This is a genomic window from Streptomyces sp. NPDC031274, from assembly GCF_055570235.1.
Window position 1 is genome coordinate 38,516 of sequence record NZ_JBVIHP010000029.1, and the last position, 24,947, is coordinate 63,462.

General features: G+C 70.0%; 22 protein-coding genes. 6 read left to right on the forward strand and 16 right to left on the reverse strand.

Annotated elements, in window-relative coordinates:
• Nucleotides 1-69: 69 nt before the first annotated feature.
• Entirely contained in the window at nt 70-882 is an 813-nt protein-coding gene (locus ACZ5CR_RS35440) for a carbon-nitrogen family hydrolase (RefSeq protein ID WP_468865318.1), read from the reverse strand.
• Between the two features lie 169 nt (nt 883-1,051).
• On the opposite strand from ACZ5CR_RS35440, the gene ACZ5CR_RS35445 reads away from it, so the two are divergent.
• Nucleotides 1,052-1,876: a maleylpyruvate isomerase family mycothiol-dependent enzyme gene (locus tag ACZ5CR_RS35445; RefSeq protein ID WP_468865320.1), complete on the forward strand. Its 825-nt coding sequence runs from the start codon at nt 1,052-1,054 to the stop codon at nt 1,874-1,876.
• Nucleotides 1,877-1,899: 23 nt separating this feature from the next.
• Here the strand turns inward: ACZ5CR_RS35445 and ACZ5CR_RS35450 are convergent, their stop codons facing one another.
• Nucleotides 1,900-3,207, reverse strand: a complete 1,308-nt coding sequence (locus tag ACZ5CR_RS35450) for an MFS transporter (protein WP_468865322.1) — start codon at nt 3,205-3,207, stop codon at nt 1,900-1,902.
• Between the two features lie 118 nt (nt 3,208-3,325).
• Entirely contained in the window at nt 3,326-4,072 is a 747-nt protein-coding gene (locus tag ACZ5CR_RS35455) for a GntR family transcriptional regulator (protein ID WP_468865325.1), read from the reverse strand.
• A 166-nt stretch (nt 4,073-4,238) separates the two neighbouring features.
• On the opposite strand from ACZ5CR_RS35455, the gene ACZ5CR_RS35460 reads away from it, so the two are divergent.
• Nucleotides 4,239-5,129 (forward strand): D-alanyl-D-alanine carboxypeptidase family protein, encoded by an 891-nt coding sequence (locus ACZ5CR_RS35460; protein ID WP_468865327.1) that lies wholly within the window; start codon nt 4,239-4,241, stop codon nt 5,127-5,129.
• A gap of 169 nt (nt 5,130-5,298) precedes the next feature.
• On the opposite strand, the gene ACZ5CR_RS35465 is transcribed toward ACZ5CR_RS35460, so the two are convergent.
• The 3 genes from ACZ5CR_RS35465 to pdhA (ACZ5CR_RS35475) are packed head-to-tail and all read right to left on the reverse strand — an operon-like array spanning nt 5,299 to nt 9,001.
• The gene (locus ACZ5CR_RS35465) at nt 5,299-6,828 is read right to left on the reverse strand and encodes a dihydrolipoamide acetyltransferase family protein (protein WP_468865329.1); all 1,530 of its coding nucleotides are present in this window, start codon (nt 6,826-6,828) and stop codon (nt 5,299-5,301) included.
• 11 nt (nt 6,829-6,839) lie between these two features.
• Complete coding sequence (locus ACZ5CR_RS35470) at nt 6,840-7,820, reverse strand: alpha-ketoacid dehydrogenase subunit beta (RefSeq protein WP_468865331.1); 981 nt, start codon at nt 7,818-7,820, stop codon at nt 6,840-6,842.
• Between the two features lie 2 nt (nt 7,821-7,822).
• Nucleotides 7,823-9,001 (reverse strand): pyruvate dehydrogenase (acetyl-transferring) E1 component subunit alpha, encoded by a 1,179-nt coding sequence (gene pdhA, locus ACZ5CR_RS35475; RefSeq protein ID WP_468865333.1) that lies wholly within the window; start codon nt 8,999-9,001, stop codon nt 7,823-7,825.
• 381 nt (nt 9,002-9,382) lie between these two features.
• On the opposite strand from pdhA (ACZ5CR_RS35475), the gene ACZ5CR_RS35480 reads away from it, so the two are divergent.
• Both ACZ5CR_RS35480 and ACZ5CR_RS35485 read left to right on the forward strand, forming a co-directional pair.
• On the forward strand, nt 9,383-10,045 hold the full coding sequence (locus ACZ5CR_RS35480) for a response regulator (protein ID WP_468865336.1): 663 nt from the start codon (nt 9,383-9,385) through the stop codon (nt 10,043-10,045).
• A gap of 124 nt (nt 10,046-10,169) precedes the next feature.
• Nucleotides 10,170-10,622, forward strand: coding sequence for a pyridoxamine 5'-phosphate oxidase family protein (locus tag ACZ5CR_RS35485; protein ID WP_468865337.1), 453 nt, complete (start codon nt 10,170-10,172; stop codon nt 10,620-10,622).
• 180 nt (nt 10,623-10,802) lie between these two features.
• Here ACZ5CR_RS35485 and ACZ5CR_RS35490 read toward each other — a convergent pair whose 3' ends face one another.
• Nucleotides 10,803-12,395 (reverse strand): protein kinase domain-containing protein, encoded by a 1,593-nt coding sequence (locus ACZ5CR_RS35490; RefSeq protein WP_468865340.1) that lies wholly within the window; start codon nt 12,393-12,395, stop codon nt 10,803-10,805.
• Nucleotides 12,396-12,690: 295 nt separating this feature from the next.
• Here ACZ5CR_RS35490 and ACZ5CR_RS35495 point away from each other — a divergent pair, with 295 nt between their 5' ends.
• Nucleotides 12,691-14,328 carry a protein kinase domain-containing protein gene (locus ACZ5CR_RS35495; RefSeq protein ID WP_468865341.1) on the forward strand — a complete coding sequence of 546 codons (1,638 nt, stop codon included), beginning with the start codon at nt 12,691-12,693 and terminating at the stop codon, nt 14,326-14,328.
• A gap of 124 nt (nt 14,329-14,452) precedes the next feature.
• Here the strand turns inward: ACZ5CR_RS35495 and ACZ5CR_RS35500 are convergent, their stop codons facing one another.
• From ACZ5CR_RS35500 to pdhA (ACZ5CR_RS35540), 9 genes are all read right to left on the reverse strand, one after another.
• Nucleotides 14,453-14,995 carry a bacterial proteasome activator family protein gene (locus ACZ5CR_RS35500; RefSeq protein ID WP_389902486.1) on the reverse strand — a complete coding sequence of 181 codons (543 nt, stop codon included), beginning with the start codon at nt 14,993-14,995 and terminating at the stop codon, nt 14,453-14,455.
• An 83-nt stretch (nt 14,996-15,078) separates the two neighbouring features.
• Entirely contained in the window at nt 15,079-15,285 is a 207-nt protein-coding gene (locus tag ACZ5CR_RS35505) for a hypothetical protein (RefSeq protein ID WP_468865344.1), read from the reverse strand.
• A gap of 385 nt (nt 15,286-15,670) precedes the next feature.
• The gene (locus ACZ5CR_RS35510; RefSeq protein ID WP_389902491.1) at nt 15,671-16,648 is read right to left on the reverse strand and encodes an NAD(P)H-quinone oxidoreductase; all 978 of its coding nucleotides are present in this window, start codon (nt 16,646-16,648) and stop codon (nt 15,671-15,673) included.
• Nucleotides 16,649-16,687: 39 nt separating this feature from the next.
• The gene (locus tag ACZ5CR_RS35515; RefSeq protein WP_389902493.1) at nt 16,688-17,800 is read right to left on the reverse strand and encodes a potassium channel family protein; all 1,113 of its coding nucleotides are present in this window, start codon (nt 17,798-17,800) and stop codon (nt 16,688-16,690) included.
• Entirely contained in the window at nt 17,797-19,332 is a 1,536-nt protein-coding gene (locus ACZ5CR_RS35520) for a molybdopterin molybdotransferase MoeA (protein ID WP_468865347.1), read from the reverse strand. Before ACZ5CR_RS35520 ends, ACZ5CR_RS35515 begins: the two co-directional genes overlap by 4 nt.
• The gene (locus ACZ5CR_RS35525) at nt 19,329-20,399 is read right to left on the reverse strand and encodes an NTP transferase domain-containing protein (protein ID WP_468865349.1); all 1,071 of its coding nucleotides are present in this window, start codon (nt 20,397-20,399) and stop codon (nt 19,329-19,331) included. Before ACZ5CR_RS35525 ends, ACZ5CR_RS35520 begins: the two co-directional genes overlap by 4 nt.
• Nucleotides 20,400-20,505: 106 nt before the next feature.
• Entirely contained in the window at nt 20,506-22,047 is a 1,542-nt protein-coding gene (locus tag ACZ5CR_RS35530) for a dihydrolipoamide acetyltransferase family protein (protein WP_468865351.1), read from the reverse strand.
• Nucleotides 22,047-23,075, reverse strand: a complete 1,029-nt coding sequence (locus tag ACZ5CR_RS35535; protein WP_468865353.1) for an alpha-ketoacid dehydrogenase subunit beta — start codon at nt 23,073-23,075, stop codon at nt 22,047-22,049. Before ACZ5CR_RS35535 ends, ACZ5CR_RS35530 begins: the two co-directional genes overlap by 1 nt.
• Complete coding sequence (pdhA, locus tag ACZ5CR_RS35540) at nt 23,072-24,229, reverse strand: pyruvate dehydrogenase (acetyl-transferring) E1 component subunit alpha (protein WP_468865355.1); 1,158 nt, start codon at nt 24,227-24,229, stop codon at nt 23,072-23,074. The genes ACZ5CR_RS35535 and pdhA (ACZ5CR_RS35540) overlap by 4 nt, the downstream gene beginning before the upstream one ends.
• A 204-nt stretch (nt 24,230-24,433) precedes the next feature.
• Between pdhA (ACZ5CR_RS35540) and ACZ5CR_RS35545 the strand changes: the two genes are divergently transcribed.
• Nucleotides 24,434-24,943, forward strand: coding sequence for an Lrp/AsnC family transcriptional regulator (locus tag ACZ5CR_RS35545; protein ID WP_468865477.1), 510 nt, complete (start codon nt 24,434-24,436; stop codon nt 24,941-24,943).
• Nucleotides 24,944-24,947: the final 4 nt, after the last annotated feature.

Here is a 24,947-nt window from a genome sequence, read left to right on the forward strand (position 1 = left end):
GCTGAGGAGGGCTGACGAAGGCTGACGGCAGGTGACGACGGCTGACGACGACTCAGCCGCCCCGTGGCCTCAGCGCCGGGGTGCCCGGGGTACGTCGAGCCCGAGCAGCCGGTCCTTCAGCGCCGGGAACTGCTCACGTGTGGCGGCCACCTTCGCCGGGTCGAGTTCGACGGTGAGGATCTCCTCGCCGTCCCCCGCCTCGGCGAGCACCTCGCCCCACGGGTCGACGACGATGCTGTGTCCGGCCTGCGGCACGCCCGCGTGCGTACCGCCGGTGCCGCACGCCAGGACGTACACCTGGTCCTCGACCGCACGGGCCCGTGCGAACAGCGTCCAGTGCTCACGCCGCCGCGCGGGCCATCCGGCGGGGACGACGAACATCTCGGCGCCCGCGTCGACGAGCCCGCGGAAGAGCTCGGGGAAGCGGAGGTCGTAACAGGTGGCGAGTCCGATCGTCGCGTCGGGCGTGCGCACCGTCACCAGTTCGCTGCCCGCCCCCATCAGGACGGCCTCGCCCTTGTCGAAGCCGAACCGGTGGATCTTCCGGTACGAGGCGGCGAGTTCGCCCTGGGGCGAGAAGACGAGCGAGGTGTTGTAGAGGTCCCCCGACGCGACCCGCTCCGGGACGGACCCCGCGTGCAGCCAGACGCCCGCGTCGCTCGCGGCCTTGGCCATCGCCTCGTACGTGGGCCCTTCCAGCGGCTCCGCCTCGCTCGCGAACAGTTCGTAGGCGAAGGCGCCCGTGGTCCACAGTTCGGGCAGGACGACGAGATCCGGCCGCTCACGCTCGGCTACTTCTCGTACCAGCGAAGAGACCCGCGAGCGGCGGGAATTGACCGATTCGCCCTCGTCTACGGCGATCTGGATGAGGGAGGCGCGCACACTACCACCGTCCTGGCATTCGAGCCGTCAATGCAGGCCTACGATCGTCACACGAAAGCACTGCCGGGGTGCCTGTGGGCAGCGTACTGTGATTTTCCGGGGGACCCCCCCGGACCCCCACGACGCGTCTCAGACACCCACCGCCCGCGTACGACCGCCGAGGGGTCCCGTGAGTCTCCATCCCAGCCTTCAAACCTACGCCGACGCCTGGACCCAATCCGTATCAGCCATATCCGAGCTGGTGTCACCGCTCGCCGAGGCAGAGTGGAACTGGGCCACGCCCTGCCCCGGCTGGTCCGTGCGGGATGTCGTCTCCCACGTCATAGGCCTGGACTGCGAGATGCTGGGCGACCCGCGCCCCATCCACACCCTGCCCCGCGACCTGTACCACGTACAGACCGAGGGCCAGCGCTACATGGAGATACAGGTGGACGTCCGGCGCCACCACACCGCGCCCGAGATGACCTCCGAGCTGGAGTACACGGTCATCCGCCGCACGCGTCAGCTGCGGAACGAGTCGCGCGACCCCTCCCACAAGATCCGCGGCCCGCTCGGCACCGAGCAGACCCTCGAACTGGCCACGCGGATGCGCGCGTTCGACGTCTGGGTGCACGAGCAGGATCTGCGGACGACGCTGCGCAAGCCCGGCAACCTGGACTCCCAGGGTGCGTACGTGGCGCGTGACCTCCTCCTGCACGGCCTCGCCAAGGTGGTCGCCAAGAAGGCCCAGGCACCGGCGAATTCAGCGGTCGTCTTCGATGTGAGCGGCCCCGTCGAGTTCCTGCGCACGGTCCGCGTCGACGCCGAGGGACACGCCACGGTCGACAGCGCCCCCTCGCTCGGCCCGCTCGCCACGCTGAGCCTGGACTGGGAGACGTACTTCCGCCTCGCGTGCGGCCGCGTCACGTACGAGTCCGTGACCGACCGGATCAAGATCGAGGGCGATCACGGCCTCGGCGAGGCGATCCTGCGGGAGTTCTCGGTCACGCCGTAGCTCCCACGGCGCGCGGGTACGTCTCAGACAGGGACGTGCACGGCCTCCACGCGGCTGGCGACAAGCCGCTCCTTCTCCCGGCGCACCGCACGCGTCCGCAGCCGCAGGATCTGGCTGAGGCCCACCGCTTCGAGGACGAAGACGGCGGAGAAGGCGATCCGGTAGTTGTCGCCGGTCGCGTCCAGGAGAACGCCGATGGCCAGCAGCGTCGTCATGGAGGCGACGAAGCCGCCCATGTTCACGATGCCGGAGGCGGTGCCCTGGCGCTCCGGCGGATTCGCGGGCCGCGCGAAGTCGAAGCCGATCATGGACGCGGGGCCGCAGGCGCCGAGCACGGTGCACAGAGTGATGAGCAGCCACATCGGGGCATGGTCGCCGGGGTAGTGGATCGTGACCGCCCACATCACGGCCGTCGCCGCGACGGTGCCGATGGCGATGGGCGTGCGGGCGGCGTGGTGCCGGGCGACGATCTGGCCGTAGACCAGGCCCACCAGCATGTTGGAGAGCACGACGAGGGTGAGCAGTGTCCCGGCCGTGGCGCGCGTAAGACCCTGCGCCTCGACGAGGAACGGCAGGCCCCACAGGAGCAGGAACACCATCGCGGGGAACTGCGTGGTGAAGTGCACCCACAAGCCGAGCCGCGTGCCGGGCTCGCGCCAGCTCAGGGCGATCTGCTTGCGCACGAAGGCACCGCCGGTGTGCCGCACCGGCTCCGGCGCGTGGCCCTCGGGGTGGTCCTTGAGGAACAGCGTCATCAGTACGAGGACGAAGACGCCGCAGAGCGCGCTGCCCGCGAAGGCCGCGGTCCAGCCGACGGAGTGCAGGAGCCGGGCGAGGACGAGCGTGGAGACGAGGTTGCCCGCCATGCCGACGAGCCCGGCGAGCTGGGCGACCAGCGGGCCGCGCCGGGCCGGGAACCAGCGGGTGCCGAGCCGCAGCACGCTGATGAAGGTCAGCGCGTCACCGCAGCCGAGCAGCGCGCGGGACGCGAGCGCCATCCCGTACGAGGGCGAGAAGGCGAAGCCGAGCTGCCCGAGCGTGAAGAGCACGACTCCGATGGTCAGCACGCGCTTGGTGCCGAGCCGGTCGACCATCAGGCCGACGGGTATCTGCATGCCCGCGTAGACGAGCAGTTGGAGGATCGAGAAGGTCGAGAGCGCGGACGCGTTGACGTGGAACCGGTCGGCGGCGTCGAGTCCGGCGACGCCGAGAGAGGTCCGGAAGATGACGGCGACGAAGTAGACGGCGACACCGATGCCCCAGACGAGGACGGCCTTCTTGCCGCCGGGAGGGTCACCGGGGAGGGAGAGAGGGGCGGAGGCCGAACTCATCGAGACCTCCGGTGACGGGTCGACGGGTGGGAGACATGCCGCGAAGCGGTGGAAGAGCCGGTACCGGCGGACGGCGAACCGTCCGCACCGGCAGACGGCGAACCATCAAAGAGCAACCTCATCGGACATCGCCCCGAGCAAGATTCTGGAACCACCCGACGTGCCGGGCGACCACCGCCTCGGCCGCTTCCACGTCCCCGGACGTCAGGGCGTTCAGGAGCTCCTCGTGCTCGGCGAGCGTCTTGGCGATCCGATCCGGATGGGAGTGCATCACGGCGACGCCCATCCGCAGCTGCCGGTCCCGGAGCTGGTCGTAGAGGCGGGCGAGGATCTCGTTCCCCCCGCTCCGCACGATCTCCGCGTGGAAGCAGCGGTCGGTCACGGCGGCAGCGGAGAAGTCGCCCACGGCAGCCTGCTCCCGCTGCTGCCGCAGCAACTCCTCAAGCCGCTCGATCAGCGCCGGAGGCGCCGGCACCGCCTTGCGCACCGAGTGCGTCTCCACCAGGAGCCGCGTCTCGACGACGTCGGCGATCTCCTGCACGGACACCGGCAGGACGAGGGCCCCCTTCTTCGGGTAGAGCCGGAGAAGGCCCTCCACCTCCAGCTTCAGGAGGGCCTCGCGCACCGGCGTGCGGGACACCCCGACGGCCTCGGCGAGCTCACCCTCGGTGAGCAGCGTGCCGCCCTCGTACCGACGGTCGAGCACGCCCTGCTTGACGTGCGCGTACACGCGCTCGGCTGCGGGTGGCTGCTTGAGGGCCCCGGCGGGGGTCCCAGCAGGGGTCCCGGCAGGGGTCCCGGCAGGGGTCCCGGCAGGGGTCCCGGCGGGGGCCCGAGTGGGCGACGAGGTGGGTGCGACAGGCATGCGCACAGCATAGATACATCACGTACCCATGAGGACGTCCATTCCACGATCCGGACATCACCCTCGCGGGCGTGCATCCATTCGCCACTCTCGTGAGTCTTAGTATCGAGCGGCACCCTCATGTGGCCGCATTCCAGGGGCATTTGGGCAATTTGGAGTATAGAACTTGAAAACCCGCATTAAGGGCATTCGCCGCGCGTCGGCCGTCATCGTCACCACAGGTGCGGTACTCGCGGGCGGAGCCCTCACGGCCCCGGCCCATGCGGCCGCGCTCCCGAAGCCGTCGATCGCCGGCAAGGGCGGCTACGTGATGAACAACGGCACGGGCAAGTCACTCTTCACCAAGGCCGCCGACACCCGTCGGTCCACCGGCTCCACCACCAAGATCATGACGGCGAAGGTGGTGCTCTCGCAGACCAACCTCAACCTCAATTCCAAGGTCAAGATCGAAAAGGCCTACAGCGACTACATCGTCAGGAACACCGCCTCGTCGGCGCGCCTGATCGTCGGCGACAAGGTCACCGTCCGCCAGCTCCTGTACGGCCTCATGCTGCCGTCCGGCTGCGACGCGGCGTACGCGCTCGCGGACAAGTTCGGCAAGGGCTCCACCCGCGCCGCCCGCGTGAAGTCGTTCATCGGCAAGATGAACGCCCAGGCCAAGAGCCTCAACCTGAAGAACACCCACTTCGACTCCTTCGACGGCATCGGCAGCGGGAGCAACTACTCCACGCCCCGTGACCTGACGAAGCTCGCCAGCAGCGCGATGAAGAACTCCACGTTCCGTACGGTCGTGAAGACGAAGTCGACGAAGCAGAAGGTCACCACGAAGAGCGGTGGCTACCGCTACATGTCGTGGTCGAACACGAACAACCTGCTCAGCAGCTACAGCGGCGCGATCGGCGTGAAGACGGGCTCAGGCCCGCAGGCCAAGTACTGCCTGGTCTTCGCCGCCACCCGCAGCGGCAAGACGGTCATCGGTACGGTCCTCACCTCGACCTCCGTGGACGCCCGCACGAAGGACGCGAAGAAGATGATGGACTACGGCTTCAAGAAGTAGCCCAGGCGCTACCCCCTGACGGGGGTACGACGAGGGGGCCCGCCGCAGCACGCGGCGGGCCCCCTCGTCGTATGTCCTCTGTGCTACCTGCGTGCCGCCTGCGCCCTGTGTGCGGCCTACGCGTTGCCCGCATCCTGTGTGCCGCCTACACGCTGCCCGCACATCCTGGCTACGCCCAGGTGATGAGCCGCTTGGGCTGCTCCAGGATCGCCGCCACATCGGCCAGCACCTTGGAGCCGAGCTCGCCGTCGACCAGGCGGTGGTCGAAGGAGAGCGCGAGCGTCGTCACCTGACGCGGCTTGACCTTGCCCTTGTGGACCCAGGGCTGGAGCTTGATCGTGCCGACCGCGAGGATCGCGGACTCGCCCGGGTTCAGGATCGGCGTCCCGGTGTCGACACCGAAGACGCCGACGTTCGAGATGGTGACCGTGCCGCCCTGCATCGCGGCCGGAGTCGTCTTGCCCTCCTTGGCCGTGGACACCAACTCGCCGAGCGACGCGGCCAGTTCCGGCAGCGTCTTGGCGTGCGCGTCCTTGATGTTCGGGACGACGAGGCCGCGCGGTGTCGCGGCGGCGATGCCCAGATTCACGTAGTGCTTCTGGACGATCTCCTGATTCGCCTCGTCCCAGGCCGCGTTGACGCCCGGGTTGCGCCGGATCGCCACGAGCAGCGCCTTGGAGATGAGCAGGAGCGGGTTCACTCGCAGCCCCGTGAACCCGTGCTGGTCCGCGTCCCGCTTCAGCTCGTCGACGAGCTTCATCGTCCGCGTCACGTCCACCGTCACGAACTCCGTGACGTGCGGTGCCGTGAAGGCCGAACCGACCATCGCCTGGGCGATGGCCTTGCGTACGCCCTTGACGGGGATGCGGGTCTCGCGGGCACCGGCCACGGGGGCGGCGGCCGGAGCGGCGGCTTCGGCGGCCACCGGCTCCTGGGCGGACACCGGGGCGGCGGGGGCCGGTGCGGCGACGGGGGCCGGAGCCACTGCCGCGTGCACGTCCTCGCGCGTGATGATCCCGTCGGCGCCGGACGGGATGACGGCCGTGAGGTCGACTCCCAGGTCCTTGGCGAGCTTGCGCACCGGCGGCTTGGCCAGCGGCCGGGTGCCCGCGGGGCTGCCGGACGGGGCGGCGGGTTCGGCGGGCGCTGCGGGCGCGGCGGGCGCTGCGGAGTCGGCAGCGGTGCCTGAGCCGTTCAGCTCGGTCTGGACCGCCGCCGCGTAGTACGTCCCCGCGGCATCGGCCTGGTCCTGTGCGGACTTGCGCGCGCGGCGCTTCGTCGAGGACTCGGCGACCCCGTAGCCGACGAGCACGGGCTGACGGCCCGTGGGCGCGGCCTCGGCCTCGTCCTCGGGAGCGGCCTTCGCCTGGGGAGCGGGTTCCTCCACCGGGGCGGCAGTCGTCTGAGCGGCTGCGGCGGGCGCGGCGGGCGCGCCACCGCCGGACACGTCCACCGCGATGATCACCTGGCCGACATCGACCGTGGTGCCCTCGGGGAAGCGCAGTTCGCTCACGACACCGTTGAACGGAATGGGCAGCTCGACGGCGGCCTTGGCCGTCTCGACCTCGCACACCACCTGCCCGTCGGTGACCGTGTCGCCGGGCGCCACGAACCACTTGAGGATCTCTGCCTCGGTGAGCCCCTCGCCCACGTCGGGCATCTTGAACTCGGCCAGTGCGGTGTCTGTCATCGTCGTCACGACCCTCTCCCTCAGAACGCCAGCGAGCGGTCGACAGTGTCGAGCACCCGGTCGAGGCCCGGCAGGTACTCCTCTTCCAACCGCGCCGGCGGATACGGCGCGTGGAAACCGCCGACCCGCAGCACGGGAGCTTCGAGGTGGTAGAAGCACCGCTCGGTGATGCGGGCCGCGATCTCCGCGCCCGTACCGAGGAAGACCGGGGCCTCGTGGACCACGACGAGCCGCCGCGTCTTCTCGACCGAGGCCTGCACGGTGTCGAAGTCCATCGGCGACATGGAGCGCATGTCCACCACTTCGAGGGACTTGCCCTCTTCTGCGGCAGCCGCGGCGGCCTCCAGGCAGACCTTCACCATCGGGCCGTACGCGGCGAGCGTCAGGTCCGTGCCCTCGCGGGCGACCTGGGCCTTGTGCAGCGGCGCCGGGATGGCTTCGGTGTCGACCTCGCTCTTGTCCCAGTAGCGGCGCTTCGGCTCGAAGAAGATCACCGGGTCGTTGCTCTGGATGGCCTGCTGCATCATCCAGTAGGCGTCCGACGAGTTCGAAGGCGAGACGACCTTGAGCCCCGCCACGTGCGCGAACAGCGCCTCGGGCGACTCGCTGTGGTGCTCGACGGCGCCGATGCCGCCGCCGTACGGAATGCGGATGACGACCGGCATCTTGATCTTGCCGAGCGCGCGGGCGTGCATCTTCGCGAGCTGCGTGACGATCTGGTCGTACGCGGGGAAGACGAAGCCGTCGAACTGGATCTCCACCACCGGGCGGTAGCCCCGCAGGGCCAGGCCGATGGCCGTGCCGACGATGCCGGACTCGGCGAGCGGGGTGTCGATGACCCGGTCCTCGCCGAAGTCCTTCTGCAGCCCGTCCGTCACACGGAAGACACCGCCGAGCTTGCCGACGTCCTCGCCCATGATGAGGACCTTGGGGTCCGTGTCGAGCGCCTTACGCAGCGATTCGTTGATCGCTTTGGCAAGAGGAAGTTTCTTTACGCCCATGGTCACTTACCGCCCTCGTCCGCGAACGACGCCTGGTACGCCTGGAACTGCGCACGCTCCTCGTCGACCAGCGCATGCCCGTCCGCATACGCGTTCTCGAAGATCGCCATCAGATCCGGATCCGGCATCGCCCGCACCACCTCTCGCACTCGCTTCCCCAACGCTTCGCTCTCCGCATCGAGTTCCGCGAAGAATCCCTCATCCGCGTGACCTTCGGACTCGAGGTGGGTCCGCAGACGCAGGATCGGGTCCTTCGCCTCCCAGGCCACGCGCTCGTCGTCGTTGCGGTACTTGGTCGGGTCGTCGGACGTGGTGTGCGCGCCCATGCGGTAGGTGAACGCCTCGATCAGCGCCGGGCCCTGGCCCGTACGCGCCCGCTCCAGAGCCCACTTGGTGACGGCGAGCACGGCGAGCACGTCATTGCCGTCGACCCGCACACCCGGGAAGCCGTAGCCCTGCGCGCGCTGGTAGAGCGGCACCCGGGTCTGCTTCTCGGTGGGCTCGGAGATCGCCCACTGGTTGTTCTGACAGAAGAACACGACGGGGGCGTTGTAGACGGCGGAGAAGGTGAACGATTCGGCGACGTCGCCCTGGCTGGACGCGCCGTCCCCGAAGTACGCGATCACGGCCGAGTCCGCGCCGTCCTTGGCCACGCCCATCGCGTACCCGGTCGCGTGCAGGGTCTGCGAACCGATGACGATCGTGTACAGGTGGAAGTTGTTGGTGTTCGGGTCCCAGCCACCGTGGTTCACGCCGCGGAACATCCCGAGCAGGTTGGTCGGGTCGACCCCCCGGCACCAGGCGACGCCGTGCTCGCGGTAGGTCGGGAAGACGTAGTCGTCCTCGCGCGTGGCCCGGCCCGAGCCGATCTGGGCGGCCTCCTGGCCGAGCAGCGAGGCCCACAGGCCCAGCTCGCCCTGGCGCTGCAAGGAGGTGGCCTCGGCGTCGAAGCGGCGGGTGAGGACCATGTCGCGGTACAGGGCGCGCAGTTCGTCGGCGGTGATGTCCGCGACGTACGAGTCGTACTCGGCGTTCTTGACCCGCTTGCCCTCAGGGGTCAGCAGCTGGACAAGCTGGGGTTCCGTGCTTTTCTTCGGCGCGGCCTTCTTCGCGCTTGCGCGCTTGCCGCCGCTGGTAGTGCTGCGGCGCGGTGTGCGCGCGGCGGTGCTCTCCACGGTCACGTGTGCTCCTCCGTCGGTCCGGCCCCCGGGATTACCGGGTAAGCCAGTGCGGCTCGCCTGATCCGTGCCCGCGCACGGGGTGGGTGCGACTCGGCCGGGAACAGGCGTGACAGGTGCCCCGGCGAGCGCCCTGCACAATGCACGTTACCCAGTGCTTCCCAATTCTGTGAAACCCCATCTGACCTGCGAATTTGCTTGGATTTCCAAGTATCTGACTGCTTGGATTTCCGAGTAAATCCAGAAAGTCGGGAACAGTTCCTGGTCACAGCACTGATCACAGCCTGGCAGGGGGCCGGAACACCGGCACGTTATCCCGGCCACCCCGCGCTCGGGAAGAGTTCAGCCAGGGCGTGAAGAGAGATCGTGTGTGAGACTGGCTCCGTGCGCGAAGACGGAAAAATTACGGTATTTCTCCTCGACGACCATGAAGTGGTGCGGCGAGGAGTCCATGAGCTGCTCTCCGTGGAGTCCGATATCGAGGTCGTCGGCGAGGCGGGTACAGCGGCGGACGCCCTGGTCAGGATCCCGGCGACGCGACCGGACGTGGCCGTGCTCGACGTGCGGCTTCCGGACGGCAGCGGGGTCGAGGTCTGCCGTGAGATCCGTTCGCAGAACGAGGACATCAAATGCCTGATGCTCACCTCGTTCGCGGACGACGAAGCCCTCTTCGACGCCATCATGGCGGGCGCTTCCGGCTATGTCCTGAAGGCCATTCGCGGCAATGAACTGCTCTCCGCCGTACGTGATGTGGCGGCCGGAAAGTCCCTGCTCGACCCCGTCGCCACGGCCCGGGTCCTGGAGCGGCTTCGCGACGGAAACACCCCCAAGGGCGACGACCGCATGTCGAACCTGACGGACCAGGAGCGGAAGATCCTCGACCTGATCGGCGAGGGCCTGACCAACCGGGTGATCGGCGAACGACTGCACCTCGCCGAGAAAACGATCAAGAATTACGTCTCCAGCCTGCTCTCCAAACTCGGCATGGAGCGGCGCTCGCAGGCGGCGGCGTACGTGGCGCGCCTTCAGGCGGAACAGAATCACTGATCTCTCATCATCACTGACCGTGATTCCGCGACACGTGTCGTGATTCGAAACGGGACTTACGTCCTCGTCCCCTAGGGGCCAGATCCCCTTCCCCGGCCCCCCGCCGGTGCCAGAGGGTGGACGTATGCCCACCGACGATCAGGAACAGGACGAGCAGGAACAGGACGAGCGGCTCGCCTTCGAACTGCTCGGCCGCACCGACTACGGCCGGGTCGCGACCAGCATGCGCGCGCTGCCCTTCCTCGCCGCCGCCCGCCACGTGGTCGTGGACGGGCGCATCCTGCTGCGGATGCACAAGGGGTACGGCTACCACGAGGCCTGCATCGGCAGTGTCGTCGCCTACGGGGCGGACAACCTCAGCGCCGAGACCGCGCGCACGGGGCAGTGGACCGTGCAGTTCGTCGGCCTCTGCGAGGTCATCGAGCCGACCAACGACGAGCTGGAACTCTTCGGCCCGGGGCCGCACTACGTGGACGGCGAGCTCTACGACCCGGTCTACATGCGCATAGAGCCGCAGCTGGCCACGGTGCACACACTTCAGGGCGGCCGGAACCGGCAGCTTCAGCGCACACGGTGACCCCGGCTCCCGCCCCGCCCCTGCCTACGCGCCTACGACTCCGCCTCCTGGGGCCCGTACGCCCCTGTAGTGCCCGTGTACCGCCCCCACTGACGACGCACGCGCGCGTGGTGCCCTTTCGGGCTCCACGCGCGCGTGCGGATGCGTAGGAGGCTTCTCGCCTCCGCTCAGCCGTTCTGCTCAGCCCTCGCCATCGGCGCCGGAGACATCCCCGCCCTCAGTGCCGCCGTTCGTCACCGGCGGGTCCGGGGTCGTCGGGTCACTGGCGTCCCCCGTGGGCGTCGTCGGGTCGTCCGACGGCTCGGTGGGCTCGTCGGTGGGATCCGTCGGGTCGTCCGACGGCTCGTCCTCGGTGGGCGTGTCAGGAGTGGTCGGGCCGGTGGTGTTCGGCTGGGACGGGCTCCAGTCACCCTGACCGCCGGAGCCGTCGCCGGGCTCAGGGCTGTTCTCGTCCGAGGTCTCCTCGTCCGAGCTCTTGCTCGGCTTCTTCGACTCCGACTGCTTCGTCGGCGACTTCGTCGGGGTGTCCGTGTCCTTCGACTTGTTGTCGTTCGCATTCAGCGCGAACGCGACACCCACGGCGATCGCGATGACCGCGAGCACGGCGAAGATCCACATCTTGCCCCGGCCGCCCCGACCGTTCCCGTCGCGGTGACTGCCGTCGAAGCCGCCGTCGTCGCCACCCGGCGGACGCAGCATGGCGCCCGGGATCTGCGCGGTGCCCGAGTCGCCGGGGTGCTGCATCGCGGTGGTGCCCGCGACGCCCATCGCCGGGGTGTTGCCGCCCTCGTGCATGCCCGCGACGCCGACGGGCCCGGTGTTCCAGGTCCCGGTGTGGCTGCCCTGCTCGTGGAGCATCTGTAGCCCGTACTGGACCAGACCGCGCATCTCCTCAGCGGTCTGGAAGCGGTCGTCCGGGTCCTTGGCCAGCGAACGCATCACCAGGCCGTCCAGCTCCGGCGGCGACCCGTCGGAGGTCTCCGACGGCGGTACGGGGATGTCCTGGACGTGCTGGTAGACCACGGAGAGCGGCGTCTCACCGGTGAACGGGGGCCGCAGCGCGAGGAGTTCGTAGAGCAGACAGCCGGTCGCGTAGAGGTCGGAGCGGTGGTCGACGGCCTTGCCGAGCGCCTGCTCCGGGGAGAGGTACTGGGGCGTGCCCATGACCATGCCGGTCTGGGTCATCGTCGACTGCGCGCCGTGCAGGGCACGGGCGATACCGAAGTCCATCACCTTCACCGCGCCGGTGTCGGTGATGATCACGTTCGCGGGCTTGATGTCACGGTGCACGATGCCGTGCTGGTGCGAGTACGCGAGCGCCTCGAGCACCCCGGAGACGATGATCAGGGCCTGCTCGGGACCCGGCGCCTCCGCGTTGAGCAGCAGATCGCGGATCGTCCGGCCCTCGACGATCTCCATGACGATGTACGGGACGACGCTCGGCCCGACGACGTCCTCACCGGAGTCGTAGACCGCCACCACGGCGTGGTGGTTGAGTCCCGCGACCGACTGGGCCTCGCGCGTGAAGCGGGCCTTGGAGACCGGGTCCTCCGCGAGGTCGGAGCGGAGCAGTTTGACGGCGACCGTCCGGCCGAGACGTACGTCCTCGGCCGCGAACACCTCTGCCATGCCGCCCCGGCCGAGTCTGTAGGTCAGCCGGTATCGGCCGTCCCCGACGAGACCGCCATTGCCCCACAACTCCGGCGCATCCGACATACCGCCGCCAGTCGCCTCGGGGTCGGACGGGCCCTGAGCGCGCTGCGTCTGTGCCATCAGTCCTCGCCGTCGTTTCTGGTCGTGGTGCTTGGTGGTACCGGGAGAGCCCCGCCGGGTCACGCTACAGCCTTCACACGCCCCGGCGGTTCGAGGTGGACCGGACATCAAACCCGCCGGGCACCCTCACACGCAAACTTGTAACGCTTCCGAGACGCTTCTTGCGCGTACGGTCACGGAACGGGCATCGAGCTTGACGTAGCAGGGCCCTCGGGCAGACTTGGCCAGGAATAGCGGGAATGGATCACCGATCGCGGAGCCGTCCGGCACACCGCGCCGATGGGGGACGCACGACATGAGCAGCCAGGACGGCGTACAGGGACGGTATGCGGGACGCTCGCTGGCCGGTGGCCGGTACCAGCTGCGTGATCTTCTCGGTGAAGGCGGCATGGCCTCCGTCCACCTCGCGTATGACTCCGTGCTCGATCGTCAAGTAGCGATCAAGACGCTTCACAGCGAGCTCGGTCGCGAGCAGTCCTTCCGCGAACGCTTCCGCCGCGAGGCCCAGTCGGTGGCCAAGCTCACTCACACGAACATCGTCTCGGTCTTCGACACGGGCGAGGAAGACCTCGACGGCGCGACGATGCCGTACATCGTCATGGAGTACGTGGAGGGCAAGCCGCTCGGCTCCGTGCTCGACGCGTCCGTCGCCCAGTTCGGCGCGATGCCGTCCGACCAGGCGCTGAAGATCACCGCCGATGTCCTCGCCGCACTCGAGATCAGCCACGAGATGGGCCTGGTCCACCGCGACATCAAGCCCGGCAACGTGATGATGACGAAGCGCAACGTCGTCAAGGTCATGGACTTCGGCATCGCCCGCGCCATGCAGTCCGGCGTCACCTCCATGACCCAGACCGGCATGGTCGTCGGCACCCCCCAGTACCTCTCGCCGGAGCAGGCCCTCGGCCGCGGCGTCGACGCCCGGTCCGACCTCTACTCCGTCGGCATCATGCTGTTCCAGCTGACCACCGGGCGGCTGCCCTTCGAGGCGGACTCGCCGCTGGCCATCGCGTACGCGCACGTCCAGGAGGAGCCGGTCGCTCCGTCCTCGATCAACCGCTCGCTGCCGCCCGCGGTCGACGCGATCGTCGCCCGCGCGCTGAAGAAGAACCCGAACGAGCGTTTTCCGACCGCCGAGTCGATGCGCGACGAGTGCCTGCGCGTCGCCCAGTCGCTCCAGGTGGCCGCGCCGAGCATCGTGCCGGGCGCCCAGACGGCGAGCGGTGCGGGCGTCGGCGCCGCGGTCTTCCCGCCGGTCGACAGCTCGATGCCGCAGAGCGGCAGCGTCCAGACTCCGTACCAGCCGGGCCCCTACGGTCCGCCCACTCCGGCCCCGGGCCCCGTGACCCCGGGGTACGGCTACCCGCAGCAGGGCGGCTACCAGACTCCGGCGCCCGCGAACGCGTACGCCCAGCAGGGCGCGCAGACTCCGCCGCCGTACTCGATCTCGCCGCAGCAGACGTCCGTGCAGGGGCAGGGCGGATCCGGGTCGGGTGGCGGCAAGCGGAACATGCCGGTGATCGTCGGCTCGATCGTCGTCGCGCTGATCGCCGTCGGCGGCCTGATCACGGCGCTGACGTTGAACAAGGACGACGAGGGCGGCAAGGCGGGCAAGGAGACGGAGTCGAGCGCGCCCGCGGAAGGGTATCGGGGTCCGGACCGGACGCAGACGGTGGAGACCAGCGTGTGCACCGAGCCCGAGACCGCGTACAACGACGAGACCAAGATCAAGGTCCCGAACTTCACGTTCAAGGACTGGCGTTCCGTGCAGAAGTGCCTGCAGGCGTCCGGCTGGCGGTACGACAAGCGCACGATCGACGAGAACACCTACGGGAAGGACACCGTCATGCAGCAGTCCCCCAAGGAGGACTCGGACATCGACCCGAAGGACGTGAAGATCGAGTTCACCCTCTCCACGGGCAACCCGGCCTGAACGGCTTCAGCGTCTGACGCGGGGCGCAGCGCCTGACGCGAAGGGCCCGGTCACTTTGTGACCGGGCCCTTCGCGTTTTTTGGTACCGCTTATCGCTTGTCGCTTGTCGCTTGTCGCTTGTCGCTTAGAGGTAGGGCCCTCCGGACCGTCCCGCGATACCGCCGTCCTCTTCCTCCTCGCCGCCGCCCGCACCGGGCGGCAACGCGCGCCGCATCGACTCGAGCTGCGCCCGCGCGGCCATCTGCTGCGCGAAGAGAGCCGTCTGGATCCCGTGGAAGAGCCCCTCAAGCCAGCCCACGAGCTGGGCCTGCGCGATGCGCAGTTCGGCGTCGCTGGGCACTCCCTCGTCGGTGAAGGGCAGGGAGAGCCGTTCCAGTTCCTCGACGAGCTCGGGGGCGAGACCGTCCTCGAGCTCCTTGACCGAACTGGCGTGGATCTCCTTGAGCCGTACCCGGCTCGCCTCGTCGAGAGGTGCCGCCCGCACTTCCTCGAGCAACTGCTTGATCATGCTGCCGATGCGCATGACCTTCGCCGGCTGTTCGACCATGTCCGTCACCGGGACCTCGCGGGATTCGTCGTCTCCGCCGCCGCCGAGCGCCATTCCGTCCTGTCCGACAACCAGGACCTGGGGGCTCTCCGGCGACCTTTCGTTCCTCGGCATCTCCATGCCGCCATTCTCTCGCACGCGTACATCACACATCGGTGGTGCCCCCATTTGCCGCTGATCCACCGTGTACGAGGGCGGCCGTGTCAGCCGCGTCGCAGCCGCACGGCGAGGAAGGCGAGACCGAGGCCGATGAGGACGAGGCCGCTGCCGAGCGGCAGGACGCGAAGGCCTGGGACGGCCGGTCCTGCGGCGGTCCGCCGGGTGGCGTCGGATGCGGTGGTCCTGGTGCCGGACTGCTGGTCGGCCTGCTCGGCGGGGGGCGGCTTCGGCCTGTGGGCCGGTACGGACACCGCCGGAGAGGGGGGCGGGGGTGGTGGCGGCACCGGATCCGCACGACCCGGCCGGACCCGGCCCTCGCCGGGAACGCTTCCGGCACGGGTTTCGCTGGGGGAGGGATCAGCGGCGTACGAGAGTGATATCGGTGAGACGGCCAGGAGCACCGTCAGGATCAGCAAGGGACGGAGCCATGGAGTCAGTGGAGCCATCGGAGTCATCGCGCTGACCCCCTCCCGCTACCGGGTCGCCAAGATCAAGATCAAGAGAGATCACTGAAGTTGCATCAAGCGTCACACAGTGACACGACTCCGGCATCTCGACCGTCTCGGCAACCTCTCTCGGCTACCTGTCACGGCAGCCTGTCTCGGCAACCCGGTGGCAGAGCGCTCAGCGGACAGCTCAGCGGACGAGCAGCACCTTCCCGATGTGCGAGCTCTCCTCCAGTACGCGGTGGGCGGTCGCCGCGTCACTCATCGGAACCGTCTGGTCGACGATCGGGCGTACGTGGCCCGCGGCGATCAGCGGCCACACGTGCTCGCGCACCGCCGCGACGATCGTTGCCTTCTCCGCGGCGGGACGGCCGCGCAGGGAGGTCGCGGTGACGGCGGCGCGCTTGTTCAGGAGCGTGGCGATGTTCAGCTCGCCCTTGACGCCGCCCTGCATACCGATGATCGCGAGACGACCGTTGGTGGCGAGGGTCTGCACGTTCCGGTCCAGGTACTTGGCGCCCATGTTGTCGAGGATGACGTCCGCGCCCGCGCCGTCCGTGGCGCTCTTGAGCTCCTCGACGAAGTCCTGCTCGCGGTAGTTGACGAGGATGTCCGCGCCGAGCTCCCGGCAGAAGTCGAGCTTCTCCTTGCTGCCCGCCGTGACCGCCACCTTGGCGCCGACGGCCTTCGCCAGCTGGATCGCCATGGTGCCGATACCGCTGGAGCCGCCGTGCACGAGGAACGTCTCGCCGGGACGGAGGTGGGAAATCATGAAGACGTTGGACCAGACCGTCGACGTCACCTCGGGCAGCGCGGCCGCCGTGACGAGGTCGACGCCTTCGGGTACGGGCATCAGCTGGCCGGCGGGGACGACGACCTGCTCGGCGTAACCGCCACCGGCGAGCAGCGCGCACACCTCGTCGCCGATCTCCCATCCGGAGACACCGGCACCGATGTCGGTGACGCGGCCCGCGCACTCGAGTCCCGGATAGGGGGACGAGCCGGGTGGGGGGTTGTAGAAGCCCTGGCGCTGGAGCAGGTCGGCGCGGTTCACGGCGCTGGCCACGACGTCGACCAGCACCTCACCCTCGCCGGGTACGGGATCGGGGACCTCGGCCCATACGAGCGCTTCGGGTCCACCCGCTTCGGGGATCGTGATCGCATGCATGCGGCCGAGGCTACTCTCTGTGGATTCCAGCCGGTCCGACTACGTGCGCAGACCGCCGCGCGGCGGATTCGACCGGGCGTCAGGGGCCATCGGTGACGTCGGTGTGGCCCGCACGATGGTGATGAGACGGTCCATCAACTGCAGCTTGCCGACGGCAGGATCGTCGTACCCGAGCACCCGATGCCCGCGTACGACACTCACGACGAGGTCGTCCGTCTCGCGGACCCCCATCCCCACCTCGGCCTTTATCACCGGCCGTTCGACGAGATCGAGCCCGCTGCCCTGCTGGATCAGGTCCTCCATGACCATGCCCGCACTGGGGCTGAGCACGGAGAGGCCCAGCAGCCGTCCCGCCGCACTGGCACTGGTGATCACCGCGTCCGCGCCGGACTGCCGAAGCAGCGGCGCGTTCTCCTCCTCGCGCACCGCGGCCACGATCTTCGCCCCGCGGTTCATCTGCCGGGCGGTCAGCGTGACCAGTACCGCGGTGTCGTCGCGCTGGGTCGCGATGATGATCTGCCGGGCGCGCTGCACCTCGGCACGGAGCAGCACATCGCTGCGCGTCGCGTCGCCGATGACACCCGCGTAGCCCTCCGCCGTGGCGGCGTCGACGACCTTCGCGCTCGGGTCGACGACCACGATCTGCTCGGGCTTCAGGCCGGTGGCGCAGACGGTCTGGATCGCGGAGCGGCCCTTCGTACCGAAGCCGACGACGACGGTGTGTTCACGCAAGTTGGACCTCCAGCGGTTCAGGCGCCATTCCTCGCGCGTACGTTCCGTGAGCACTTCGAGAGTGGTGCCGACCAGGATGATCAGGAAGAGCACGCGCAGCGGCGTGATCAGGAGAATGTTGCAGAGCCGCGCGCTGTCGCTGTACGGGACGATATCGCCGTAACCGGTGGTGGAGAGCGTGACGGTGGAGTAGTAGGCGGCGTCGAGGAAGTCGAGCGCGTCGTCCGAGTTGTCGTGATAGCCGCCGCGGTCGATCCAGACGATGAAGGTCGTCAGGGCGAGCACCGCGAGCGCCATGAGGAGCCGCTTGCCGACCTGTAGCAGGGGCCGCTCGACGACTCGGCGGGGCAGCTTGATGCGGTGGGTGACGAGGTGTTCGTCGGGGTGGCGGGCGATGGCGTCGTGGCCGGGAAGTTTCACGTGAAACACTCCCCGGCCGCCGTGTCGGCGCCCCACGGGAGGTCGAGGAACTCCAGCTCTTGGCCCTGCCGCCCGCCACCCGGCGGGACGACCGCGAGGCCGTCGGCCACCGCGATCCCGCGCAGCATGGCCGGGCCGTTGTAGTGCAGCGGCACCGCGTGGTCGGCGCGGAGGGTGACGGGGACGAGCCGGGTGTCGTGCGGGTGCCCGTGCACGTCCTCGCGCAGAGCAACGGTGTACGGCGACGGGGCGGGGCGCCCCGAGAGCGTACGCAGCAGGGGCTCGGCCAGGGTCAGCAGGCCGGAGACGGCGGCGAGCGGATTGCCGGGCAGGCCGACGAGGTGCTGGTCGGGGCGGATGCGGGCGAGCAGCATGGGGTGCCCGGGGCGTACCGCGACGCCGTCCACGAGGAGTTCGGCGCCGATGCGGCGCAGGATGGGGTGGACGTGGTCGACCGGGCCGGATGCGGTGCCGCCGGTGGTGACGATGAGATCGGCGGTCGAGGTGGTGATGGCCTCGTGGAGCGCCTCGGCGTCGTCACCGAGCCTGCGCACGCCGATGACTTCCGCGCCGAGCGAGCGCAGCCAGGGCGGGAGCATGGGACCGAGCGCGTCCCGGATGAGGCCGTCCTGGGGGAGCCCATCGGTCAGCAACTCGTCGCCCAGGATCAGCACTTCGGCTCTGGGCCGGGGCACCACGGACAGTTCGTCGTACCCCGCCGCTGCCGCGAGACCGAGCACCGCCGGGGTCACCAGGGTGCCCAGTGGCAGGAGTTGATCGCCGGAGCGGCACTCCTGGCCGCGCGGCCGGATGTCCTGCCCCTGTGTGACGTCCCGCCGGGGGTGCAGCCGCCCCTTGTCGTCGGTGAGGCCGTGCTCGCTGCGGATGACGGCGGTGGCCTCCCGCGGAATCCGTGCCCCGGTCGCGATCCGTACGGCCTCGCCGTCGGAGAGCGGGTCCGGCCGCCCGTGCCCGGCAAGAATCCCGTCGGCCCGCACGTCCCAGGGGCCTGGCCCGGCCACGGCCCAGCCGTCCATCGCGGAGGTGTCGAAGGAGGGCAGATCGGTGAGGGCGACGAGGGGCGCGGCAAGAACGAGGCCGAGCGCTTGGTCCAGAGGGACGGTGTTCGGCTCGGAGACGGAGGGGACGGGCCGGGGAGCGCGTCCGGCAGCAGCGCGGGCTGCGAGCCAGGCGGTGACGTCGCGGTGCTTGGCCTGGGTGGTGGGGTTGCTGGGGGTGGGGGTGGCCTGGCCGGGGGTGGGAGTGGTCTGGCCGGGGGTGGGCTGACCGCTGGGTCCACTCGCTGCAGCGGGTGTGGCGGGTGCCGCGGATGTGGCCGGTGCCACGGGGCCGGACTGAGGCTGGGGCACGGCGTCGTTCCCCGGGTCACCCGAGGTGGCCGACGCACTCCGAGGGGCGCCGCCGCCGACGGGCGCACCGCCGGCGCGCCTGCCGGACCTGCGGTCATGGTCGTCGTTCACCAGGGCGAGAGCCTCGTCGAGCTCGGCGTCCGGCGCGGGGCGCCCACTCATCCGGCATCCGGCCGCATGTCGGCCCGCGCGTCCTGCCCCGGGTCGGGGCGGTCCGCCTGCGGCGCCACGTCAGGCGTGGAGCCCGGTGGCGTCACGGCCGGGGCGGAGCCCGGTGGCGTCACGGCCGGGGTGGCAGAGCCGTCGCCCTCCTGCGCCCACCGCGTGGCCAGCGCCACCGCCTTGCGGGTGGCTTCGGCCACGGCCTCGGGTCCGCCGCCCTCGGCCCGCGCCGCCGCGTACCCCACCAGGAAGGTGGTCAGCGGAGCCGCAGGCCTGGCCACGCCGTGTGCGGCGTCGCGGGCGAGGTCGAGCAGCAAGCCGGTGTCGACGTCGAGCTCGATGCCCAGTTCGTCCTTGACTGCGGAAATCCATTCATCCAACACGTGCCCATGCTCCCTGATACGCGCCCGTGCGGCGGCGATGTCATCCCAGGTGTCGCAGTCGAAGGACGCGACCGGGTCAGCGATCCGGGTGAGTTCGAGCCGCGCGGTGAGCGACTTCAGCGGAAGCCCCGTCAGACCATCGTGCTCAGCGGCGAGCAGCGCCGTCTCACGCTTCAGCGAGGCGCTGCGGTAGGCGGCGACCAGCGGCTGGTCCCGGCCTCCGGGGTCCCTCAGCACCGCACCGTCCGCGCCGCTCTCCCGCAGGGCGGCGAGAAGACTCCGAACCGTCGCCTCTTCCAGGAAGGGCAGATCGGCGGAGAGCACCACCACCTGCTCCGCCCCCGTGCGCCGCAACCCCGCGTCGAGAGCGGCGAGCGGCCCCGCACCGGCAGGTTCCTCGCGCGCCCACACCACGGGGCGAGCGGTCGGACGTGGCCCGGCGACGACCACCGTCGTCCCCGCTCCGGAACACGCGCCGAGCACCCGGTCGAGCAGCGACCGGCCGCCCACCCGTACGCCGGGCTTGTCCGCGCCGCCGAGCCGTCTGGCGCCGCCGCCCGCGAGCACCACGGCGTCGTACGGAGCGTCGAGCGGGACATAGGTCGAGACATCGGCCGGGACATCGGCCGGGGCGGCGTGCGCGGCGGCGGATACGGCGCCACCCGGAGCCCTTTGCGCGGTCATCCCCCGAGTATGGGCGCACGAAGGATCAATGCCACCCCTCGGTGCACCCCTCTGTAGGGGGACTCACATCACCGCGCCAGGACTCACGACGCCGCCCCGAGCCTGCTCACACCGCCCGCAGCAACACCGCGGGTTGCTCCACGCAGTCCGCCACGAACCGCAGGAACCCGCCCGCCGTGCCGCCGTCGCACACCCGGTGGTCGAAGGTGAGCGAGAGCTGCACGACGTGACGCACCGCCAACTCTCCCTGGTGCACCCACGGCTTGGGCACGATCCGGCCCACGCCGAGCATGGCCGCCTCGGGGTGATTGATGATCGGCGTGGAGCCGTCGACCCCGAACACCCCGTAGTTGTTCAACGTGAACGTGCCGCCCGTCAGTTCCCCCGGCGTCAGCTTCCCGTCCCGCGCCGCCTGCGTGAGCCGGATCAGCTCGGTGTTGACCGAGTCGGTGGTCCGCTTGTTCGCGTTCCGGACCACGGGGACGACCAGACCGCGGTCGGTCTGCGCGGCGAAGCCGAGATGGACGTCGGCGAGCCGGACCACCTCGCGCGCCTCCATGTCCACGGTGGAGTTGAGCATCGGATAGCGGGCGAGGGCGGCCACGCTGATGCGGGCGAACAGCGCGAGCAGCGAGATCTTCCGTCCGTCGCCCTCCTTCACGGCGGCGTTCATCGCGGCGCGCGCCGCGAGCAGTTCGGTCGCGTCGGCGTCGACCCAGCAGGTGGCTTCCGGTATCTCACGCCTGCTGCGGGACATCTTGTCCGCGACGAGGCCTCTGATGCCGGTCAGCGGATAGCGGACCTCCGCCGTCGGCGCTCCGCGGGACACCTCGCCGGCCGATGCCACCGCCGGGTGCGTGAGCGTGTCCTCGTGCGCGGTCGTCTCGTGCGCGGTCGTCTCGTGCGCGGTCGTCTCGTGCGCGGTGCTCTCGTGCGCGGTCGTCCGGCCTTCCACGATGGCCGTCTCCACGTCGGCCCGCATGATCAGCCCGTCCGGGCCCGTGCCCGTCAACTCCCGCAGCTGCACGCCGTTCTCACGGGCCAGCTTCCGCACGAGGGGCGAGATCACCGGTATCGGCCCTTCCGCGTTCGGGCGGTTGGCCGAACCAGCGGCCTCGGGCGTCTCGGCAGGCTCCCGCAGCCGCGGCGGCTCCTCCTGCCGTGCGGGCTGCCGTGCGAGCTGCTCTGCGGGCTGCCGTACGGACCGCGGGGCGGGCTTCGGGGCGAGCTGTGTGGCGGGCCCCGTCGGCCGCACCCTCCTGCGCCGCGCGGGCGCCGCGGCCGTGCCGTACCCGACCAGGACGTTGCCGGAGGACTCCTCGGCGGCAGCCGCCTGCAGCGCCCGCTCCGCCGGCTCCTGCGGAGCCGGATCCGTGTTCCCGGCCGGAGCGCCGACGGCGACCGTCAACAGTGGTGATCCCACCGGAAGTTCCGTGCCCTCCTCACCGAAGCGGGCCGTCACCACGCCTCCGTACGGGCAGGGCACCTCCACCATCGCCTTGGCCGTCTCCACCTCGACGACGGGCTGGTCCACGGCGACGACATCGCCGACCTGTACGAGCCAGCGGATGATCTCCGCCTCCGTGAGCCCCTCACCGAGGTCGGGCAGCTTGAACTCGAGGCTGTTCACATTCAGACCGGGCGCCATCAGCTGTCCGCCTCCCACTGCAACCGCGCGACCGCGTCCAGGATCCGGTCCACGCCGGGCAGGTGATGCCGTTCGAGCATCGGCGGCGGATAGGGAATGTCGAATCCGGCGACCCGCAGGACCGGCGCCTGAAGGTGGTGGAAGCACCGCTCGGTGACACGTGCGGCGATCTCCCCGCCGGGACCGCCGAACCCGCCCGACTCGTGCACGACGACCGCGCGCCCGGTCCGCCGCACGGAAGCGGCCACCGTCTCGTCGTCGAAGGGCACGAGGGAGCGCAGATCGACCACTTCGAGGTCCCAGCCCTCGGCGACCGCCGCCTCGGCCGCCTCAAGGCAGACGGGCACGGAAGGCCCGTACGTGAGGAGCGTGGCGCTGCGCCCGGTGCGCCTTACCACTGCCTTGCCTATGGGTTCAACGGCCTGCGGCGCGTCGGGGTTCCAGTCGGCCTTGGACCAGTAGAGACGCTTCGGCTCCAGGAAGACGACCGGGTCGTCGGAGGCGATGGAGGCCCGCAGCAGGCCATAGGCGTCGGCGACCGTGGCGGGCGTGACGACGTGGAGCCCCGGAGTCGCCATGTAGTACGCCTCGGAGGAGTCGCTGTGGTGCTCGACGCCTCCGATGCCGCCGCCGTAGGGCACGCGCACCGTGATGGGCAGCGGCATCGCGCCCCGCGTGCGGTTGCGCATCCGCGCCACGTGGGAGATCAGCTGCTCGAAGGCGGGGTAGGCGAACGCGTCGAACTGCATCTCGACGACGGGCCGGAGCCCGTACATCGCCATGCCGACGGCCGTCCCCAGGATGCCCGCCTCGGCGAGCGGAGTGTCCGTACAGCGGTCCTCGCCGAACTCCTTGGTGAGTCCGTCGGTGACCCGGAAGACCCCGCCGAGCGCACCGACGTCCTCTCCGAGGACGTGTACGGCCGGGTCATCGGCCAGGGAGTCGCGCAGCGCGCGCCCGAGCGCCTGCGCCATGGTGGCCGGTTTGGCTGCCTTCTTGGTGGCCCGTTCGGCCGCGATCGTGCTCATCGCGCGTTCCCCTCGCCGTCCGCGTTCTCCGCGCTGTCTTCTGCCTCGAGCTCGGCCCGCAGCTGGGCCGCCTGCTCGCGCAGTTGGGTGGTCTGCTCGGCGTACACATGGCCGAAGAGGTCCATGGGGTTCAGCTCGGAGTCCTGGTTCATGCGTTCACGCAGGTCGGCTGCCATGGCCTCGGCGTCGTCACGGGCCGCCCGGGTCCGGTCCTCGTCGAGGAGACCGCGCTCGGTCAGCTCCCGCTCCAGAAGCAGGATCGGGTCGTGCGCGCGCCAGGCCTCGACCTCGGCGTCCCCGCGGTAGCGCGTGGCGTCATCGGCGTTCGTGTGGGCTTCCATGCGGTACGTCACCGCTTCGACGAGCGTGGGGCCGCCGCCCTGCCGCGCGCGGGACACCGCTTCGCTCAGCACCTCGTGCACCGCCGCCGCGTCGTTGCCGTCCACCAGGCGTCCCGGCATTCCGTACCCGACGGCCTTGTGGGCGAGGGACGGGGCCGCCGTCTGCTTGTCGAGCGGCACGGAGATCGCGAAGCCGTTGTTCTGCACCAGGAAGACGACGGGCGCCTGCCAGACGGCCGCGAAGTTCAATGCCTCGTGGAAATCGCCCTCGCTGGTGCCGCCGTCGCCGACCATGGCGAGCGCCACCACGTCGTCGCCTTTCAGGCGGGCGGCGTGCGCGAGCCCCACGGCGTGCGGGAGCTGAGTGGCGAGGGGGGTGCACAGGGGCGCTATGCGGTACTCACGCGGGTCGTACCCGGTGTGCCAGTCGCCGCGCAGCAGGGTCAGCGCCTGGACGGGGTCGAGGCCACGGGCGACCGCGGCGAGCGTGTCCCGGTAACTGGGGAAGAGCCAGTCCCGCTCCTCGAGGACGAGCGCGGCGGCCACCTCGCACGCCTCCTGGCCGGTGCTCGACGGATAGACGGCGAGCCTGCCCTGCTTCGTGAGGGCGGTCGCCTGCGTGTTGTACCGCCGTCCGCGCACCAGCTGTGCGTACAGACGGCCCAGGAGCTCCTCGTCGGCCTTGCCGGCGGCCTCCGTGCCCAGGACGCGGTACGGCTCCGCGTCGGGCAGCAGCGGCGCGGGATCGGTCCTGAGCTGCCATGCGGGTGGCGGGGTGGGCCGGTAGACGCCCCGTTGCTCCATGACCGTCATGTCGGCACCTCCGTGTGGCAGCGATCTCCTCGTGGGAGCGGCAAAGAGGCGCGACAACGTGAGGCGCCTCACCTACCGATTGTTCGGTCGTCGGCACATTTTGGCTACAGGCACCTCCAGGCTGTGGACAAACGGTTCTCCACAGCCTGGGATGGATGCAGTACGTCCATGGTAGGGAGGCGGGGGGACATGGCATCTGAACGAATGGCCGACGGGCGCGACGGTGATCGTCCCGAAAGCGGGCCCGGCGACCACCAGGAGGGCCTGCCCCGCCCACTGGACCCGATCGATCGCGACATCCTGCACATCCTGCACACCGACGGTCGCGCGTCGATACGGTCCGTGGCCGAGCGCGTCCATGTGTCACGGGCCAACGCGTACGCGCGCATCAACCGGCTCATCGACGACGGTGTGATCCGCGGCTTCGGCGCCCGGATCAACCACGAACGGGCAGGTCAGGGCGCCTCCGCGTACATCACACTCAAGATCGTCCAGAACACCTGGCGCACGGTGCGCGAGCATCTGCGCACGCTGCCGGGCGCCTCTCACATCGCGCTGGTCAGCGGCGACTTCGACGTGCTGCTCCTGGTGCACACACCGGACAACCGCGCGCTGCGCGAACTGGTCCTGACCCGGCTGCAGTCCATCCCCGAAGTGCTCAGCACGCGTACGTTGCTGGTCTTCGAGGAGGACGACCTGGACCCGGAGAGCTGACCCG

What these genes read in the sequence shown, in the direction of transcription:
- ACZ5CR_RS35500 (WP_389902486.1), bottom strand. Translation starts at nt 14,995, where the DNA reads ATGGAGATGCCGAGGAACGAAAGGTCGCCGGAGAGCCCCCAGGTCCTG.
- ACZ5CR_RS35485 (WP_468865337.1), top strand. Translation starts at nt 10,170, where the DNA reads ATGCCCACCGACGATCAGGAACAGGACGAGCAGGAACAGGACGAGCGG.
- ACZ5CR_RS35470 (WP_468865331.1), bottom strand. Translation starts at nt 7,820, where the DNA reads ATGGGCGTAAAGAAACTTCCTCTTGCCAAAGCGATCAACGAATCGCTG.
- ACZ5CR_RS35530 (WP_468865351.1), bottom strand. Translation starts at nt 22,047, where the DNA reads ATGGCGCCCGGTCTGAATGTGAACAGCCTCGAGTTCAAGCTGCCCGAC.
- ACZ5CR_RS35525 (WP_468865349.1), bottom strand. Translation starts at nt 20,399, where the DNA reads ATGACCGCGCAAAGGGCTCCGGGTGGCGCCGTATCCGCCGCCGCGCAC.
- pdhA (WP_468865355.1), bottom strand. Translation starts at nt 24,229, where the DNA reads ATGACGGTCATGGAGCAACGGGGCGTCTACCGGCCCACCCCGCCACCC.
- ACZ5CR_RS35495 (WP_468865341.1), top strand. Translation starts at nt 12,691, where the DNA reads ATGAGCAGCCAGGACGGCGTACAGGGACGGTATGCGGGACGCTCGCTG.
- ACZ5CR_RS35520 (WP_468865347.1), bottom strand. Translation starts at nt 19,332, where the DNA reads ATGAGTGGGCGCCCCGCGCCGGACGCCGAGCTCGACGAGGCTCTCGCC.
- ACZ5CR_RS35510 (WP_389902491.1), bottom strand. Translation starts at nt 16,648, where the DNA reads ATGCATGCGATCACGATCCCCGAAGCGGGTGGACCCGAAGCGCTCGTA.
- ACZ5CR_RS35455 (WP_468865325.1), bottom strand. Translation starts at nt 4,072, where the DNA reads ATGCCTGTCGCACCCACCTCGTCGCCCACTCGGGCCCCCGCCGGGACC.
- ACZ5CR_RS35450 (WP_468865322.1), bottom strand. Translation starts at nt 3,207, where the DNA reads ATGAGTTCGGCCTCCGCCCCTCTCTCCCTCCCCGGTGACCCTCCCGGC.
- ACZ5CR_RS35545 (WP_468865477.1), top strand. Translation starts at nt 24,434, where the DNA reads ATGGCCGACGGGCGCGACGGTGATCGTCCCGAAAGCGGGCCCGGCGAC.
- ACZ5CR_RS35535 (WP_468865353.1), bottom strand. Translation starts at nt 23,075, where the DNA reads ATGAGCACGATCGCGGCCGAACGGGCCACCAAGAAGGCAGCCAAACCG.
- ACZ5CR_RS35490 (WP_468865340.1), bottom strand. Translation starts at nt 12,395, where the DNA reads ATGGCACAGACGCAGCGCGCTCAGGGCCCGTCCGACCCCGAGGCGACT.